At 66.7% G+C, this 15,683-nt stretch carries 15 protein-coding genes; all 15 read right to left on the bottom strand.

Features of this window, described 5'->3' with window-relative positions; all coding sequences use genetic code 11:
* Nucleotides 1-12: 12 nt before the first annotated feature.
* The 15 genes from RMP06_RS12630 to RMP06_RS12560 all read right to left on the bottom strand — a co-directional run bounded on the left by RMP06_RS12630 (nt 13) and on the right by RMP06_RS12560 (nt 15,667).
* Entirely contained in the window at nt 13-201 is a 189-nt protein-coding gene (locus RMP06_RS12630) for a DUF2065 domain-containing protein (RefSeq protein WP_310462132.1), read from the bottom strand.
* Nucleotides 202-1,080, bottom strand: coding sequence for a protease modulator HflC (gene hflC, locus RMP06_RS12625; protein WP_310462131.1), 879 nt, complete (start codon nt 1,078-1,080; stop codon nt 202-204).
* Nucleotides 1,081-1,095: 15 nt separating this feature from the next.
* Nucleotides 1,096-2,289 (bottom strand): FtsH protease activity modulator HflK, encoded by a 1,194-nt coding sequence (hflK, locus tag RMP06_RS12620; RefSeq protein WP_409050166.1) that lies wholly within the window; start codon nt 2,287-2,289, stop codon nt 1,096-1,098.
* Between the two features lie 173 nt (nt 2,290-2,462).
* Nucleotides 2,463-3,725, bottom strand: a complete 1,263-nt coding sequence (gene hflX, locus RMP06_RS12615; protein WP_310462129.1) for a GTPase HflX — start codon at nt 3,723-3,725, stop codon at nt 2,463-2,465.
* 41 nt (nt 3,726-3,766) lie between these two features.
* On the bottom strand, nt 3,767-4,009 hold the full coding sequence (gene hfq / locus RMP06_RS12610; protein ID WP_179635053.1) for an RNA chaperone Hfq: 243 nt from the start codon (nt 4,007-4,009) through the stop codon (nt 3,767-3,769).
* Between the two features lie 75 nt (nt 4,010-4,084).
* Nucleotides 4,085-5,425 (bottom strand): ribosome biogenesis GTPase Der, encoded by a 1,341-nt coding sequence (gene der, locus RMP06_RS12605; protein ID WP_310462128.1) that lies wholly within the window; start codon nt 5,423-5,425, stop codon nt 4,085-4,087.
* A 63-nt stretch (nt 5,426-5,488) separates the two neighbouring features.
* The gene (locus RMP06_RS12600; protein WP_310462127.1) at nt 5,489-6,628 is read right to left on the bottom strand and encodes an outer membrane protein assembly factor BamB; all 1,140 of its coding nucleotides are present in this window, start codon (nt 6,626-6,628) and stop codon (nt 5,489-5,491) included.
* On the bottom strand, nt 6,625-7,299 hold the full coding sequence (locus RMP06_RS12595) for a YfgM family protein (RefSeq protein ID WP_310462126.1): 675 nt from the start codon (nt 7,297-7,299) through the stop codon (nt 6,625-6,627). Before RMP06_RS12595 ends, RMP06_RS12600 begins: the two co-directional genes overlap by 4 nt.
* 66 nt (nt 7,300-7,365) lie before the next feature.
* Nucleotides 7,366-8,649 carry a histidine--tRNA ligase gene (hisS, locus tag RMP06_RS12590; protein ID WP_310462125.1) on the bottom strand — a complete coding sequence of 428 codons (1,284 nt, stop codon included), beginning with the start codon at nt 8,647-8,649 and terminating at the stop codon, nt 7,366-7,368.
* 8 nt (nt 8,650-8,657) lie between these two features.
* Nucleotides 8,658-9,947 carry a flavodoxin-dependent (E)-4-hydroxy-3-methylbut-2-enyl-diphosphate synthase gene (gene ispG / locus RMP06_RS12585; RefSeq protein ID WP_409050163.1) on the bottom strand — a complete coding sequence of 430 codons (1,290 nt, stop codon included), beginning with the start codon at nt 9,945-9,947 and terminating at the stop codon, nt 8,658-8,660.
* An 8-nt stretch (nt 9,948-9,955) separates the two neighbouring features.
* The gene (locus RMP06_RS12580) at nt 9,956-10,891 is read right to left on the bottom strand and encodes a helix-turn-helix domain-containing protein (RefSeq protein ID WP_310462124.1); all 936 of its coding nucleotides are present in this window, start codon (nt 10,889-10,891) and stop codon (nt 9,956-9,958) included.
* The gene (gene pilW, locus RMP06_RS12575) at nt 10,884-11,819 is read right to left on the bottom strand and encodes a type IV pilus biogenesis/stability protein PilW (RefSeq protein WP_310462123.1); all 936 of its coding nucleotides are present in this window, start codon (nt 11,817-11,819) and stop codon (nt 10,884-10,886) included. The genes RMP06_RS12580 and pilW overlap by 8 nt, the downstream gene beginning before the upstream one ends.
* A gap of 10 nt (nt 11,820-11,829) precedes the next feature.
* Entirely contained in the window at nt 11,830-12,996 is a 1,167-nt protein-coding gene (rlmN, locus tag RMP06_RS12570) for a dual-specificity RNA methyltransferase RlmN (protein WP_310462122.1), read from the bottom strand.
* A 26-nt stretch (nt 12,997-13,022) separates the two neighbouring features.
* Nucleotides 13,023-13,448 carry a nucleoside-diphosphate kinase gene (gene ndk / locus RMP06_RS12565; RefSeq protein WP_310462121.1) on the bottom strand — a complete coding sequence of 142 codons (426 nt, stop codon included), beginning with the start codon at nt 13,446-13,448 and terminating at the stop codon, nt 13,023-13,025.
* Nucleotides 13,449-13,546: 98 nt separating this feature from the next.
* Nucleotides 13,547-15,667 (bottom strand): pseudouridine synthase, encoded by a 2,121-nt coding sequence (locus tag RMP06_RS12560; protein ID WP_310462120.1) that lies wholly within the window; start codon nt 15,665-15,667, stop codon nt 13,547-13,549.
* Nucleotides 15,668-15,683 lie beyond the last annotated feature (16 nt).

Here is a 15,683-nt window from a genome sequence, read left to right as displayed (position 1 = left end):
GACAGGGTGGGCTCAAGCGATGAGCAACAGCAGCAGCAACCCCGCGAGCACGCTGGCCAGCCCGATGAACCGGATCTGCCCGTCGCCCAGCGCCAGCACCTGCTCGAAGAACTTGCGCCACTGTGCGGGACCGAGCAGCGGCATGAGTCCCTCGATCACGAACACCAGCGCAAGCGCCGACAGCAGTGTCTCCGCCGACACTTACTTGCCACCGACACTACCGTTGCGCATCACGCGAAAGAACTCGCTCGACGGATCGAGCACAAGCACATCGCTCTTGCTGCGAAAACTCGACCGGTAGGCTTCCAGGCTGCGGTAGAACTGGGCGAACTGCGGGTCGCGTCCGAACGCTTCCGCATAGAGCGCCGAGGCCTTCGCATCGCCGTCGCCCTTGACCTTCTGAGCATCGCGGTAGGCACCAGCCAGAATGACTTCGCGCTGGCGGTCCGCGTCGGCCCGGATCTTCTCGCCGTCCGCCGCACCTTCCGACCGCAGCTCATTCGCCACGCGCTTGCGCTCGGACTCCATGCGCCGGTAGACCGATTCGGTGATGGTCGAGGCGAAATCAACCCGCTTGATGCGGACGTCCACGATCTCGATGCCCATGTTCTTCGCGTCATCGCTCAGGCGCTGCATCACGCCTTGCATCACCTTGTCGCGCTCGGTCGAGAGCATCGCGCGCACGGTGCGCTTGGTGACTTCCTCGTTCAGGGCCGCCTGCACGATTGGCGACAGGCGCGCCTCGGCATTGCGCAGATCGACACCGGTGTTGCGGATGAACTGGCGCGGTTCGGTGATGCGCCACTTGACCAACCAGTCGATGACCAGACTCTGCTTCTCGGCGGTGAACACCGGGCGGGTCTCGGGGCTGTCCAGCGTCTGCGTGCGGCGGTCGATGAAGATCACGTTTTGCAAAGGCGGCGGCAGCTTGAACTTCAGCCCAGGATCCGCAATGACTTCCTTGATTTCACCGAGCGAGTAGACGACAGCGAAATTGCGCTGATCGACGACAAACAGCATCGACATGGTGACGAGCAACGCCAGCAGCGCGCTGACCGCGATTAGTCCGATTCGATTCATTTGGAGTTCCCCTGCTCAGCGCACGTCACGGTCGCGGCCGCGTTGCCCATCGCGTGAACGCACGTCCACGCTGCTGCCCGATGCGCCATCGGTGCTTGAAGGCACCAGCGGTACCGCCGAAGCCGCTGTCGCCGATGAAGCCCCCGACTGCGCGACCAGCTTGTCGAGCGGCAAGTACAGCAGATTGCTGCCACTGCGGGAATCGACCAGCACCTTGCTGACATTGGCGTACAGCTGGGACATGGTGTCGATGTACATCCGGTCGCGGGTCACGCCGGGTGCCTTCTGGTACTCGGCTAGCACACTGCGAAAGCGTTCGCCATCACCCTCGGCCTGGGCCACCACCCGGGCGCGATAGCCTTCCGATTCTTCCGCCAGACGGGCGGCGGTGCCGCGGGCCTTCGGGATGATATCGTTGGCGTAGGCTTGGCCTTCGTTCTTCAGGCGCTCGCGGTCGGCACCGGCCTTGAAGGCATCGTCGAACGCGGCCTGCACCTGCTCAGGCGCCTGCACGCTCTGAACATTGACGTTGACCACCAGGATGCCTGCCTTGAGACGGTCGAGCTGCGCCTGGATCGACTTGACCAGGTCCACGGCAATCGCGTCGCGCTGCTCGTAGAGAACAGAATCCATCGTGCCGCGGCCGACGATCTCGCGGACGGCCGATTCGGCAGCCTGCTGAACCGCTTCCTCGACATTGCGATTCTCGAACAGGAAGTCCTTGGCCTGCTTCAGGCGCCATTGCACCGTGAAGCGGATATCGACGATGTTCTCGTCCTGCGTCAGCATCGACGAGTCACGCAGACCAGTCGCCTGGACGACAGAGTTGCGCCCCACTTCGGTCGAACGGGTCTGCGTCACATTGACGGTGTCATGCGACTGGAACGGCCCTGGCCAACGGTACTGGATGCCCGCATCCACCGTGCGGCTGAATTTGCCGAACGTCAGGATGACGGCCTGCTGACCCTCCTGCACGATGAAGAAGCCGCTTCCGAACCACAACAAGGCCGCTACACCCAGCACCAACCCGCCGCCCAGACCGAACAGCCGACCATCAGAAGACGGATCCGGGCGCCCGGAAGGAGGCGGGCCTCCGCCGTCACGCCCTGCGGGCGTCTTGCCGCCAAACAAGCCGCCGAGCTTCTGGTTGAAATCGCGCCAGAGTTCGTCGAGATCCGGTGGACCGTCGTTGCGACCGGAATTGGCCATGACATCTGCGGCAGCCGGGGCAGCACGGGCGCCGCGCAACTGCTGCACAAGGGCCCTGGTGGCGCCGGAAATCAGCTTCAGCGCAGATCCAGCCACGGCCCCCAACGGGGCCCGAACAGGCGTGTAAGCATCCATCGGATTCGTTTTGTTCATGTCCGAAATTACAACACGCATCACACCGCCGGCGGCGTGAGCAGGGTTTCGACCCGTTCTGGCGTCGTGTCATCGACCTCATCATCGTCATCGACAAGATCGACATCGCTGCGGTCGGGATCGAATCGTGGATCCAGACGCGCCGACGCGGCCAGTCGCTCCTGGTTCAGCGCCGCTTCAGCGATGACCTGGCGCAACGCGACCAGACCTTCACCCGAGCGGGCGCTGACAAACCAGCGCGGCACCGCACGCCCGGGCTCCAGCTCGTACACATCACCTAGCACGCGCGGCAACTGTGCAGGCTCCATGGCGTCCAACTTGTTGAACACCAGCACCTGCGGCACGTCGCTCGCGCCGATCTCGTGCAGCACGCGCTCGACTTCACGGATCTGCTCCAGCCAGAACGGGCTGGCCGCATCGACCACATGCAGCAGCAGGTCCGCGTCAATCGCTTCCTGCAATGTGGCTTGGAAGGCATCGACGAGCGTGTGCGGCAGCGCCCGGATGAAGCCCACGGTGTCGGACAGCGACACACTGCGCTGCGCTTCTTCCAGGTACATCTGGCGCGTCGTCGTGTCGAGCGTGGCGAACAGCTGGTCGGCAGCATAGGCCTGCGCCTTGACCAGCGTGTTGAAGAGCGTGCTCTTGCCCGCATTGGTGTAACCGACCAGCGAGACGCGGAAAGTGCCTTGGCGTTCGCGCGCCTTGCGCTGGGTGCCGCGCTGGCGCTTGACCTTGTCGAGCCGGTCCTTCACCGCCTTGATGCGCACGACGATCATGCGCTTGTCCAGCTCGATCTGTGTTTCACCCGGACCGCCGCGCAGACCGACACCACCGCGCTGCCGTTCCAGGTGGGACCAGCGGCGCACAAGGCGGGTGGAGAGGTATTGCAGCCGCGCGAGTTCGACCTGAAGCTTGCCTTCATGGCTGCGCGCTCGGGCGGCAAAGATTTCGAGGATGAGCGCCGTTCGGTCGAGAACCTCGACGCCCAGGTGCCTCTCAAGATTGCGTTGCTGGGCCGGACCCAGCGCCTGATCGAAGATCACGCACTGGGCGCCGTGCTCAGCCACGACTAACTTGATTTCATCGGCTTTGCCCGAACCGACGAAGAGTGCGGCATCGGGGGCACGACGGCGGCAGATGATCCGGGCGACCGGGTCATCACCGGCAGACTGCGCCAGCAGGGCCAGTTCATCCAGCGTCGCATCGAAAGACGCGGTTACGCCGAAATCGACCCCGACCAGAACAGCGCGTGGGAGAGGGGAAGAGTCCGTTGCAGTCAAGGTGCTTCGAGGTGACGCATCTGGCTGGCCGCTGCGGGCGGTCAGCTGGCTTCCGGCGATTCTGCCGCGTGGAAGTTCACCGGTCGGCCCGGCACGACGGTCGAAATCGCGTGCTTGTAGACCATCTGGGTGACGGTGTTGCGCAGGAGAACCACATACTGATCAAAAGACTCGATGTGGCCCTGCAGCTTGATGCCGTTGACGAGGTAAATCGACACCGGAACATGCTCCTTGCGCAGCAGGTTGAGGAAGGGATCTTGCAGCAGTTGCCCTTTGTTGCTCACGATATTCTCCGTGTTGGAAATGGAGTCTAAGAAGGCCCGCACGTTATCACACGCCCGGGACCACGATCCGACGGATCAGGAATCCTTTTCCGTGAAGGGATTGCGCGAGGAGCGCAACTCGATACGCAACGGAGTGCCAACGAGCTTGAAATGCTCGCGGAAACGGCTCTCCAGATAGCGTTTGTACACGTCGGTGATGTGTTCCACGGCATTGCCATGGATCACGATCAACGGCGGGTTCTGTCCACCTTGGTGGGCATAACGCAGTTTGGGGCGAGAAATTCCCGCCCGCTTGGGCTGTTGAAAATCGACCGCTTCCTGCAGCAGGCGCGTCAGCACCGGCGTGGGCAGCTTGCGCTTGGCGGAGGCCCAGGACTCGTCGATGGCGCTCCACAGCGGCCCCAGGCCCTGTCGGCGCTTGGCGGAGATGTGCAGGATGGGCGCGAACTTGAGGAAGGCCAGTCGCTGCTCGATCGAGCGTTGAAGCGTCTGGCGCTGGTACTCGTCGATGGCGTCCCACTTGTTGATCGCGATGACCACGGCCCGGCCCGCGTCAAGCACGTAGCCGGCGATATGGGCGTCCTGGTCCGACACACCTTCGGTGGCATCGATCAGCAGCAGCACGACGTTGGCGTCACCGATGGCCTGCAGCGTCTTGACCACCGAGAACTTCTCGATCGACTCGAACACCTTGCCCTTGCGGCGCAGGCCGGCCGTATCGATCAGCTGGTACTTTCGGCCATTGCGCTCGAAGGGCACCTCGATCGCATCGCGTGTCGTGCCGGGCAGGTCAAACGCCACCAGACGCTCTTCACCCAGCCAAGTGTTGATCAGTGTCGATTTGCCCACGTTCGGGCGTCCACACACGGCCAGCCGCGTCGGGCGCTGCTCTTCGGGCACGCCGTCGTCTTCCTCGACCTCGGGCGCGATGCCCTCCAGCGCCAGTTCGACCAGGCTGCGGATGCCCTGCCCGTGCGCCGACGACACCGCCAGCGGCTCGCCGATGCCCAGCTCGTGAAACTCGGCCAGTTGCGGCCCGTCCTTCATGCCCTCAGCCTTGTTGGCGGCCAGCAGCACGCGCTTGCCGGTCGTGCGCAGGTAGCGGGCGATGTCGTGGTCCTGCGCCGACAGACCGGCGCGGACATCGACGACGAAGATCACGGCATCCGCCTCGGCCACCGCCTGGCGCGCTTGCTTGGCCATCTCCTGGAAGATGCCGGTGACGCAGTCCGGCTCGAAGCCGCCGGTGTCGATGACGATGAATTCATGGCCGGCGAGCGCGCCGTCGCCGTAATGGCGGTCGCGGGTCAGTCCGGCGTAGTCGGCCACGATCGCGTCGCGGCGTCCAGTGAGTCGATTGAACAGCGTGGACTTGCCGACGTTGGGACGTCCGACGAGGGCAATCACGGGTTTCATGGGTCGGTTCCGATCTGTAGCGGTTGAATGGTTGTTATGGGAGAAGGAACAGCAACGGCGGGCTCATTCCGGCCGGAACGCGAAGACGTTGCCGGACCGGGTGACCGCCAGCATCGTCAGTCCGGACCGCACCAGCGGCGCGACGATCGCGCTGCCATCGGTGGACAAGCGCAGCAGCGGCTCGCCGCGGTCGTGCGAAAACACATGCAGCCAGCCCTCGCTGTCGCCGAACACCAGGGTCGAGCCGACCGACAACGGCGCCGTCAGACCCCGGTAGCGCAGGCGGTCCGAGGTCCAGGCCACATCGCCGCTGGCACGCCGCCAGACGCTGATGCGGTCGGTGGCATCGGCACCAGCGACGAATTCCGGGTCGATTGCCAGCCCCTCGAAACCGCCTTGCGGACGGCTCCAGAGCACGGCGTTGCGCTCGGCATTGAGACAGGTCACCGCCACCTGGAAGGCGCGCGCACAGACCACTTCGCCGCTGCGCGCTGCGGGGCCGACGAGATCGGCGAGTCGCTCGACCTCGTTGGTGCCGCGGGGGGAGGCAAAGGTGCTGTCCGCGCGCACGGCACCGGTCAGCGGATCGAGGGCAAGCAGACGTGCCCCCATGCCGACCAGCAGCGTGTTGCGGTAGGCCAGCAGCACGCCCGGCTGCGCCAGCGACAGCGCCTCGCCCGAGCGGCCCACGGTCCATAGCCGGCGGCCATCGAATACGTCGAAGGCCAGCACGCTGCGGTCCACCGCCTGGACAAACACGCGCTCACCCGCCACCAGCGGCGCCGTGACCACGCGCGAATTCAGACGGGTCCGCCAGATCTCGCGCTGACCGTCAATGACCACCAGTTCGTTGTTCTGCGTCACCACCGCCGCGTGTCGGCCATCGCTGCCCACTCCAGCCGAAAGCGCGGCACCAACCGACACCTGCGACCGGACGGCGCCGGTGCCGATGTCCAGGCTCGTGATGCGGCCATCCTCGCTGGCGAGCATGAATCGGTCGCCGAGCACGGCCACGGTCATGCCGTGCAACGGCTTGCCCATGCTCGCGCGCCAGACCTGCTTGCCAGCAATCCTGGCCGACAGCGGCTCCAGCGGCGTGGGTTTGGGCTTCTCGACCGACGAGCAGGCACCCAGGACCAGCGCCGCCGACACGGCCAGCCAACGCCAGACAGCAGTGCGCCCGCGCACGCGCAGCCGGGTCATTGCGCAGCCCCCGAGGCAGCGCCCTCTTCCTGCGGCGCCGCACCCAGTGCAACCAGCTTGGCCTCGACCAGGCGACGGTAATCGACCTCCTTGCCCAGCGCCTTCCAGGCCTGCTGGTAGGCAGCCACGGCCTCGGCCGGCTTGGCCTGTGCTTGCAGGATGTCGCCCCGGCGGTCGGCGGCCAACGCCGTCAGCGACTCGGGCACCTCCGAGGTGACGAGCTTCAGGGCTTCGTCGAACCGCCTGGCCTCCAGATGCACACCGGCCAGCCGCAGTCGGGCCAGCGCGCGGTATTCGTCTTCCTTGGCATTAAGGGCCACCCATTCCAGCGTGCCACGGGCGGCGTCGGCCTGGCCCTTGTCGAACTGCACCTTTGCGGCGAGCAAACCACCCTGCTCCGCGAAGGCGGTCGAGGGATAGCGGCTCTGCAGATCGGCCCACACCTTGGTGACCCGCTCGGCGTCACCAGCCTGCGCCGAGCGGTCCAGCTCGTCGTAGATGCCACCGGCCTTGGCGGCCTGGTCACGTTGCCAGTACTGCCAGCCGTTCCAGCCGGCATAGGCTGTCAGCACGATCAGCAGCACCCAGGTGATCAGGTTGCCGAACTTGGCCCAGAAATGCTTGATCTGGTCGAGCTGTTCCTGTTCTTCGAGGTCGAGATGGGATGCCATGCGCGTGTGTCGGAGGTGTAACCGTGGAGGGAAGGATTATGCGGGTCGCGGTCGTGCCACGCCGGATCAGTCGGCGATCTCGGCCGCCCAGGCGGAGACATCGGCCAGCGGACGCAGCGCCTGGGCGCGGCCCCCGTCACGCAGCGGCTTCACGGCGACCATGCCCTGCGCGAGTTCGTCGCCACCGAAGACCAACGCATAACGGGCACCGCTGGCATCCGCCTTCTTGAACTGGGACTTCATGCTGCCCGGGCCGTCCTTGCCGCCCGCGTGCAGCACGACCTTCAGGCCCCGCTCACGCAGTGCTTCGGCCGTGACCATCGCCGTGGCCAGCGCCGCCGCGTCGGGCACGACGGCGTAGGCGTCGGGCACCTGCACCGGGACCGCCACACCGCTGTCTTCCAGCAGCGCCAGTACCCGCTCGATGCCCAGACCCCAGCCCACGGCCGGCGCCGGCTTGCCGCCGATCTGCTCGATCAGACCGTCATAGCGTCCACCGCCGCAGACCGTGCCCTGTGCGCCGAGGCGGTCGGTGACCCACTCGAACACGGTCAGGTTGTAGTAGTCCATGCCTCGCACGAGGCGCGGGTTGATCCGGTAGGGCTGGCCGACCGCGTCCAGCACCGCGCGCACCGCATTGAAGTGCTTCAGCGAGGCCTCGCCGAGGAAGTCCATCAGCTTCGGCGCGGCCTCGACGACGGCCTGCATCGCCGGGTTCTTGGTGTCGAGGATGCGCAGCGGGTTGCTGTGCAGGCGGCGTTTCGCCTCCTCGTCCAGCAGGGCGGCATGGGCCTCGAAGTGGGCGATCAGGGCGACACGGTGGGCCTTGCGTTCCTCCGCCTGGCCGAGGCTGTTGATCTCCAGCCGTACATCGGTCAAGCCCAGGTCGCGCCACAAGCTGCGCGCCATCAGGATCACCTCGGCGTCCACGTCCGGGCCGGCGAAGCCCAAGGCCTCGACACCCACCTGGTGGAACTGGCGGTAGCGGCCCTTCTGCGGGCGCTCGTGGCGGAACATCGGGCCGATGTAGAACAGCCGCTTCGGGCCTTCGTACAGCAGGTTGTGCTGCACCACGGCGCGCACGACACCCGCCGTGCCTTCCGGCCGCAACGTCAGCGCATCGCCGTTCAACTTGTCTTCAAAGGAGTACATCTCCTTCTCGACGATGTCGGTGACCTCGCCCAGGCCGCGCACGAACAACGGCGTCGGCTCGACGATGGGGGTGCGGATGTTGGCGTAGCCGTAGCGCTTCATCAGCGCGCGCACACAGTCTTCGAACCACTCCCACCGCGCCGAATCCGGCGGCAGCAGGTCGTTCATGCCTTTGACGGCCTGGATTTTTTCGCTCATCAGGGAATTCAGGAAACGGAAATCTTCTGGCCGAAGCGGCGCTCGATGTACTGCTCGACCACGGCCTGGAACTCGCTGGCGATGCCGTCGCCGCGCAGCGTCATGGCCTTCTCGCCGTCGATGTAGACCGGCGCAGCGGGCGCCTCACCCGTGCCGGGCAGGCTGATGCCGATGTCGGCGTGCTTGCTCTCGCCAGGGCCGTTGACGATACAGCCCATCACGGCCACCTTCATTGTCTCGACGCCCGGATATTTGGCACGCCAGACTGGCATCTGCGCGCGCAGGAAGTGGTCGATCTGCTGCGTGAGTTCCTGGAACGTGGTGCTCGTCGTGCGGCCACAACCGGGGCATGCCGTCACGCTCGGCACAAAGGTACGCAACCCCAGCGACTGCAGGATCTCCAGCGCCACCGTCACCTCTTGCGTGCGCGCCTCGCCCGGTGCTGGGGTCAGGCTCACGCGGATCGTGTCACCGATGCCTTGCTGCAGCAGGATGCCCAGCGCGGTCGCCGACGCCACCGTGCCCTTGGTGCCCATGCCCGCTTCGGTGAGGCCGAGGTGCAACGGATAGTCACAGCGTTTCGAGAGTTCGCGGTACACGGCGACCAGATCCTGCACACCGCTGACCTTGCAGCTGATCAGCACCTGCTCCCGCCGCATGCCGAGTTCGACCGCGTAAGCCGCCGAGTCGAGCGCCGACTGGATCAGCGCCTCGTACATCACCTGACGCGCTTCCCAGGGCTGGGCGCGACCGGCGTTGACATCCATCAGGCTGGCGAGCAGTTCCTGGTCCAGGCTGCCCCAGTTCACGCCGATGCGCACGGGCTTGTCGTGGCGGATCGCCGCCTCGACCATCATGCCGAACTGGCGGTCGCGCTTGTCGCCCTTGCCGACGTTGCCCGGATTGATGCGGTACTTGGACAGCGCCTGCGCCATCGCGGGGAATTCGGTCAGCAGGCGGTGGCCGTTGTAGTGGAAGTCGCCGATCAGCGGCACGTCGATCTGCATCCGGTCGAGCTGATCGCGGATGTGCGGCACGGCCTCGGCGGCTTCGGGCGTGTTGACGGTGATGCGGACCATCTCGGAGCCGGCCAGCGCGAGTTCCTTGACCTGGATCGCCGTGCCGATCACGTCCACCGTGTCGGTGTTGGTCATCGATTGCACGCGCACGGGCGCATCCCCGCCGACCGTCACGACACGGTCGCCCCAGACGACACGGGCCTGGAGGCTGCGGCGCGCGGCGGGCTCACCCAGCGGAATCGGTTGTTCGGACATCGGCACGGGCATCGGAGCATTCATGGTCGGACTCACTTCAGAACGGCGGTGGCGATGTTGCCGCGGGTGAATGGGGTCAGACTGAAGGGCTCACCCCGCACGGTCACCTGCGTCACGCTGGCGATGCCGGCCTTCAGGCGCATGGGCATGGCACCATCCAGACCGATCACCTCACCCGGCAGCACGGTGCGCGACAGCAGCACGGCACCACCCGCATCCCGTACCTCGATCCAGGACTCGCCCGTCGTGCGCAGCACCACCGCGCCGCCCACGGCCGGAGGCGCGCTGGCCTCGTTGGGAGCGGGTTCCGGTGGCGCGGAGTGCACAGTTTCGGACACCGGCGAAGCGACAGGACTCGAAGCCGCCGGCGCGACAGGCACCACGACCGCCGTCGGCGCCGACACCAGCATCCCGGCACTCACCGCGCTGGCGGCACTGGCGGGGGACGCAGACACCTCGGACACCGAGGCCGTGCCCGCCGATTCGGCACCCGCCGCCGGCCAACCCATCGCACCGAACATCGAGCGCATCGGCGGCGCAAACCAGAACGCCAGCGCCGCGAGCAGCAGGATCGCCGGCACCAGAAAACCCGGCTTCAGCCACTCTGGCAGACCCGTTGCGCTGCGACCGAACGGGTTGCTGCTGGCGCCCTCCCGGTACGGGGTCTGCAGGCCACGGGACACATTTTCGAGCTGTTGCTGCGGCGGCGGACCGGCGCTCGGCAGCAGGGCCAGCACCCTGGCCGTGTCCAATCCGACCTGACGCGCATAGGACTGCGCCAGACTGCGCACGAAGGACAGCCCGGGCAGCTCGTCGTAGCGGTCGGCCTCCAGCGCCGCCAGCTTGCGCTCAGGCACCTTCAGTACTTGGGCCAATGCATCGATCTCCAGCCCACGTGCCTGGCGCGCGGCACGCAGCATGGCGCCGGCCGTTGAAGAGCCAGCAGGCGGCGTTGTCACATCACTCATCAAACTGTCCTTGGTCGTAGGCTGCTGCCTCGCGTGATTTCGGGAATCGCGTGCGCAGCGATGCCCCCAATTCTTCCACGGACGAGGTCAGATTTCGTCGATGCTGGATGCGGATTGCCAGCCACAGCGTCTCCGGGCTCACCAGCTCCGGTGTCTGGTTGAGCCGCTGGATGTAGAGAAACGCGCGTTCGAGATCGCCACGGCGCTTCAGCACGTCGGCCAGATTGAACACGGTGGCCGGATTGCCGGGATCCTGGTCAAAACTGCGCTGCAGGATGATCTGGGCGGTCGGCAATTCACCCGCTCGGGCCTCGCAGATCCCCGCAGCAAGCAGCGTGCGCGCGGCCTCGCGGTACTGGGGAACGGCCATCGCCGCCTCGAACTGCTGGCGCGCCATCGCGTAGCGGCGCTGCTGACAGAGGAACCAGCCGAAATTGTGCAGCGTGTCGGCATCGGCAGGTTGCACCCGCAGCGCAGCGCGAAAACTCTCTTCCGCGAGCGCGAACTCGCCCATGTTGGCGTAGATCAACCCACGCAGATTCAGTGCCGACACATGGTTCGGATCGACCGACAGCGCCCGCTTGACCTCGTCCAGCGCGGTCACGTATTGCCCCTGACCGAAATAGGCGGCCGCCAGTTCGGTGCGGATACGGGCGCGTTTGGCCGTTTCGGGTTCATCGGAGGAAGTCACCAGATCGCGCCGGCCAGCGGCATTCACGGTGGACGACGCCGTTCCCATGGATCCAGAGGAAGCGGTTGGGCGAGGCCCGCTGACGCTGGTCGGGCTGGCCTCGCCCATCGGCACGGGCAGGGCCGGGCCGGATACGCAGCCGGTCGTCAGCAACACCATGACCAGCATGGCGGAAAGCAAGTGCCCGCCGCGCTGGCCGACACCACCCATGAACCAACGCAGCAGGGTCATCGCCATCCTGACGGTGTCAGCTCGGCAACGCCGGTGGCGCCGCACGCACCACGCGGATCGGCACACGCACCATGCGCTCGCGGGCACGGGTGCGGTCCTGCACTTCGCCGGCCAGTTGCCCGCAGGCAGCGTCAATGTCATCCCCGCGGGTCTTGCGCACCGTGGTGACAAGCCCGCCGTCGACCAGCACCTTGGCGAAGGCCTGGACACGGGCGTTGTCCGAGCGCTTCAACCCCGACGCCGGGAACGGATTGAACGGAATCAGGTTGAACTTGCACGGCAGCCGACCGACCGGCCCCTTCGGCCCGACCAGCGCCAGCAGCGCCCGCGCCTGCTCGTCGCTGTCGTTGACGCCGTCGAGCATGCAGTACTCGAAGGTGATGAAGTCGCGCGGCGCGGTGTCCAGGTAGCGCAGGCACGCCGACAGCAACTCGGCCAGCGGGTACTTGCGGTTCAGCGGCACGAGTTCATTGCGCAGCGTGTCCTCGGGTGCATGCAGCGACACGGCCAGCGCCACCGGCAGATCGACGCGCAGCCGGTCCATGAAAGGCACGACACCGGAGGTCGACACCGTCACGCGCCGGCGCGACAGGCCGTAGCCATGGTCATCGAGCATCACGCGCAGCGACGGCACCAGTGCGCCATAGTTCTGCAGCGGCTCGCCCATGCCCATCATCACGACGTTGGTGATCACGCGCTCGCCGACGGGGCGGTTCAGGTCGCGGCGCAGCGTGTGTTCGGCGTACCAGAGCTGCGCCAGGATTTCACCGGTGCTCAGGTTGCGGGAAAAGCCTTGGTGCCCGGTAGAACAGAAACGGCAGCCCACCGCGCAGCCGGCCTGCGACGAGATGCACAGCGTGCCGCGACCTTCTTCGGGGATGAAGACGCTCTCGACGGCATCCCCTGCGCCCACGTCGAACAGCCACTTGACTGTGCCGTCGGTGGAGCGGTGCTCGGAAAGGATGGGCAGCGGACGGATGACCGAGCCGCTGGCAAGCTTGGCGCGCAGCGACTTGGCCAGATCACTCATCTGGTCGAAGTCGCGCGCACCGCGCTGGTGTATCCACCGAAACAGCTGGACGGCGCGAAAGCGTTTCTCGCCCAGGCGCTCGCAATGCGCGGCCAGCCCGTCGAGGTCAAAGTCGAGCAGGTTGACAGCGTCGAGGGCAGCGTCGGTGGTCATGTCGTCAGCGCGGGTTCAGACGCCGATCAGCGGCTATAAACGTTCATGCCGGGGAAGAAAAACGCGATTTCAACGGCGGCCGTTTCGGCAGCGTCGGAACCGTGAACGGCGTTGGCATCGATCGAATCAGCGAAGTCAGCGCGGATGGTGCCGGCTTCAGCCTTCTTCGGGTCGGTAGCACCCATCAGCTCACGGTTCTTCAGGATGGCGTTCTCGCCTTCCAGCGCCTGGATCATCACCGGGCCGGAGATCATGAAGTTCACCAGATCGTTGAAGAACGGGCGTGCCTTGTGCACGCCGTAGAACGCCTCAGCGTCGGCACGCGACAGCTGCACCAGCTTGGCAGCGGCGATCTTCAGGCCGGCGCCTTCGAAACGGGCATAGATCTGGCCGATGACGTTCTTGGCGACGGCGTCGGGCTTGATGATGGACAGGGTGCGTTCGATGGCCATGGAATGGGTTCCTTGTGGGATAGGGTGGACAGAATCGGTCGAATCAGGGTCGAAACCGGGGAAAACCCGGCATTCTAGCGGTGAAGTGTGTGGCGCTTTCAGCGCCGACGGCCGCCGCGCCCCTTGTTGTTACCACCACCCGGACGGGTGAAGTAAGCCTCGGCGCCGATGTAGCCCACCGAGGTCTCCATCGGGTCCGGCTGGCGCGGTTCACCCTTGCGATTTCCGCCACCACTGCCCGGCGTCGGCTCTTCGGTCGGGCGGCCAAAGCCGGTCGTGATGCGCTTGGAGCCGGACACGAAACGCTTGTCGAAGGTCTGCTCCAACGGATTCGGGATGTGCAACGGATCGTCGCCGTCATTGCGCGGCGCACGGCCTCCGCCCTGCCCACCACCCTGGTTGCCGCCCTGGTTGCCATAGCCACCACCCTGCGGCGGCCCATCCTGCCGCGGGCCACGCGGCGGGCGGTTCTGCTGGCCTTGCGGCGCACCACCACCCTGACCACCCGGACGCCCACCCTGGCGATCCCCCCGGTCCTGGCCGCGGTCACCGCCATGCTGCGCACCCTTGCCACGCGGCGCCTGCGGATCGCGCTCGGCGCGCGGCTCGCCACCGCGTCCGCCGCGGTCGTTGGCACGCGGCTCGGCACCACGCTCCGGACGGTCCTGCCCGCGGCCCTTCTGCGGCCGGCCACCCCGCGGGCCATCGTTCGGCGCCACGCGGGCCGGCGGCTGGTCGGGGCTGGCCAGTGTGCGGATCGTGCGCACGTCCTGGTCGTCCAGCTCGACCCACACACCACGCTTGAGGCCACGCGGCAGCACCACGGTGCCATAGCGGATGCGGATCAACCGGCTGACCGCCAGGCCCACCTTGTCGAAGAGCTTGCGCACTTCGCGGTTGCGGCCTTCGGTGATGACGACGCGGTACCAGCGGTTGGTGCCCTCACCACCGCCATCCTCGATGGACTTGAAGGCGGCTTTCTGGCCCTCGATGTCCACGCCGTCCAGCAGACGGGCGCGCTGCTCGGTCGCCAGCGAGCCGAGTACCCGTACCGCGTACTCGCGCTCGACGCCGAAGCGCGGGTGCATGAGCTGGTTCGCCAGATCACCCGAGTTGGTGAACAGCAGCAGGCCTTCGGTGTTGATGTCCAGCCGGCCCACCGACAACCACTTGCCGGTGTGCAGGCGGGGCAGGCGGCGGAACACGGTCGGTCGGCCTTCGGGATCGTGGTGCGTGACGACCTCGCCGACTTCCTTGTGGTAAGCCAGCACGCGGGCCGGCGGCGGCGCGATGCGCACCTTGATCGGGCGGCCGGCAATGCGGATCTGGTCGCCCTGAGCAATGCGCATGCCGATGTGGGCGGCCTCGCCATTGACGGAAACCTGCCCGTCCTGGATCAGCTGCTCCATCTCGCGGCGTGAGCCAATGCCGGCCTGGGCCAGCACCTTGTGCAACTTGGGCGCCTCGGGCTCAGGGCGCAGCACGCGCTTGCCCGGATCGACCAGTTCGTCGTCGGCGTCTGGCGCCACTTCGGCGTCGTAGTCGCCCGACACCACCTCAGCGAACAGCGTACCGACGTCGACGGGATCGTCATCGCCGCCGCTGACGACGATGACCTCGAATTCTTCCTCGCTGGCGGGGGCGGCAGCCGTACCGTCTTCACGCGGACCAAGGCGTTCCTTGCGGCGCTGGCGGTCGCGTTCGCGGCGGTGCCCACCGGCTTCTTCACCCACGGGGGAGGCCGTGGCGGTGTCCGATGCGGCCTCCGAGGACGCGATGGAACCCACTGGCTCCACCATCGCGTGGACCACAGGTACCGCGACCGGGGCCGACAGGGCGGCAGCGTCGGCCGGAGCCGCTTCCTGCACGGTGGCAGGCGCTGCGGACTCGTCCTTCTTGCGGCTGCGCGGCGCACGGGCGGGGCGTGCGGCCGGCACAGATGCCTCGGTGGCCTCGACCGGTGCCGATGCGACGTCTTGCACGCCCGACTGCACCACGGCGTCGATCACCTCGGCGACCACCGCTGGCTTGCGCAGCGCGCGGGGCTTCAGGGCGACCGGTGCAGCAGCGTCCACCGGCGCGGCGTCGGCCGTCACCGTATCCGGCGCCACGACGGCCAGCGCCGTCTTGCGGGGCGCACGGCGCTTTTTCGGGGCTTCGGGAGTCTCTGCAGCGGCGTCGGCGCCAGTCTGGTCAGCGGTGTCTTGATGTTCGTTCATGCGTTCGGCCTCAGGC

The sequence above is a fragment of the Sphaerotilus sp. genome (assembly GCF_031429695.1).
Taxonomy (GTDB): Bacteria; Pseudomonadota; Gammaproteobacteria; order Burkholderiales; family Burkholderiaceae_C; genus Sphaerotilus.
Note: the sequence above shows the minus strand (reverse complement) of the source record. Positions and strands in the feature narration are given on the sequence as shown.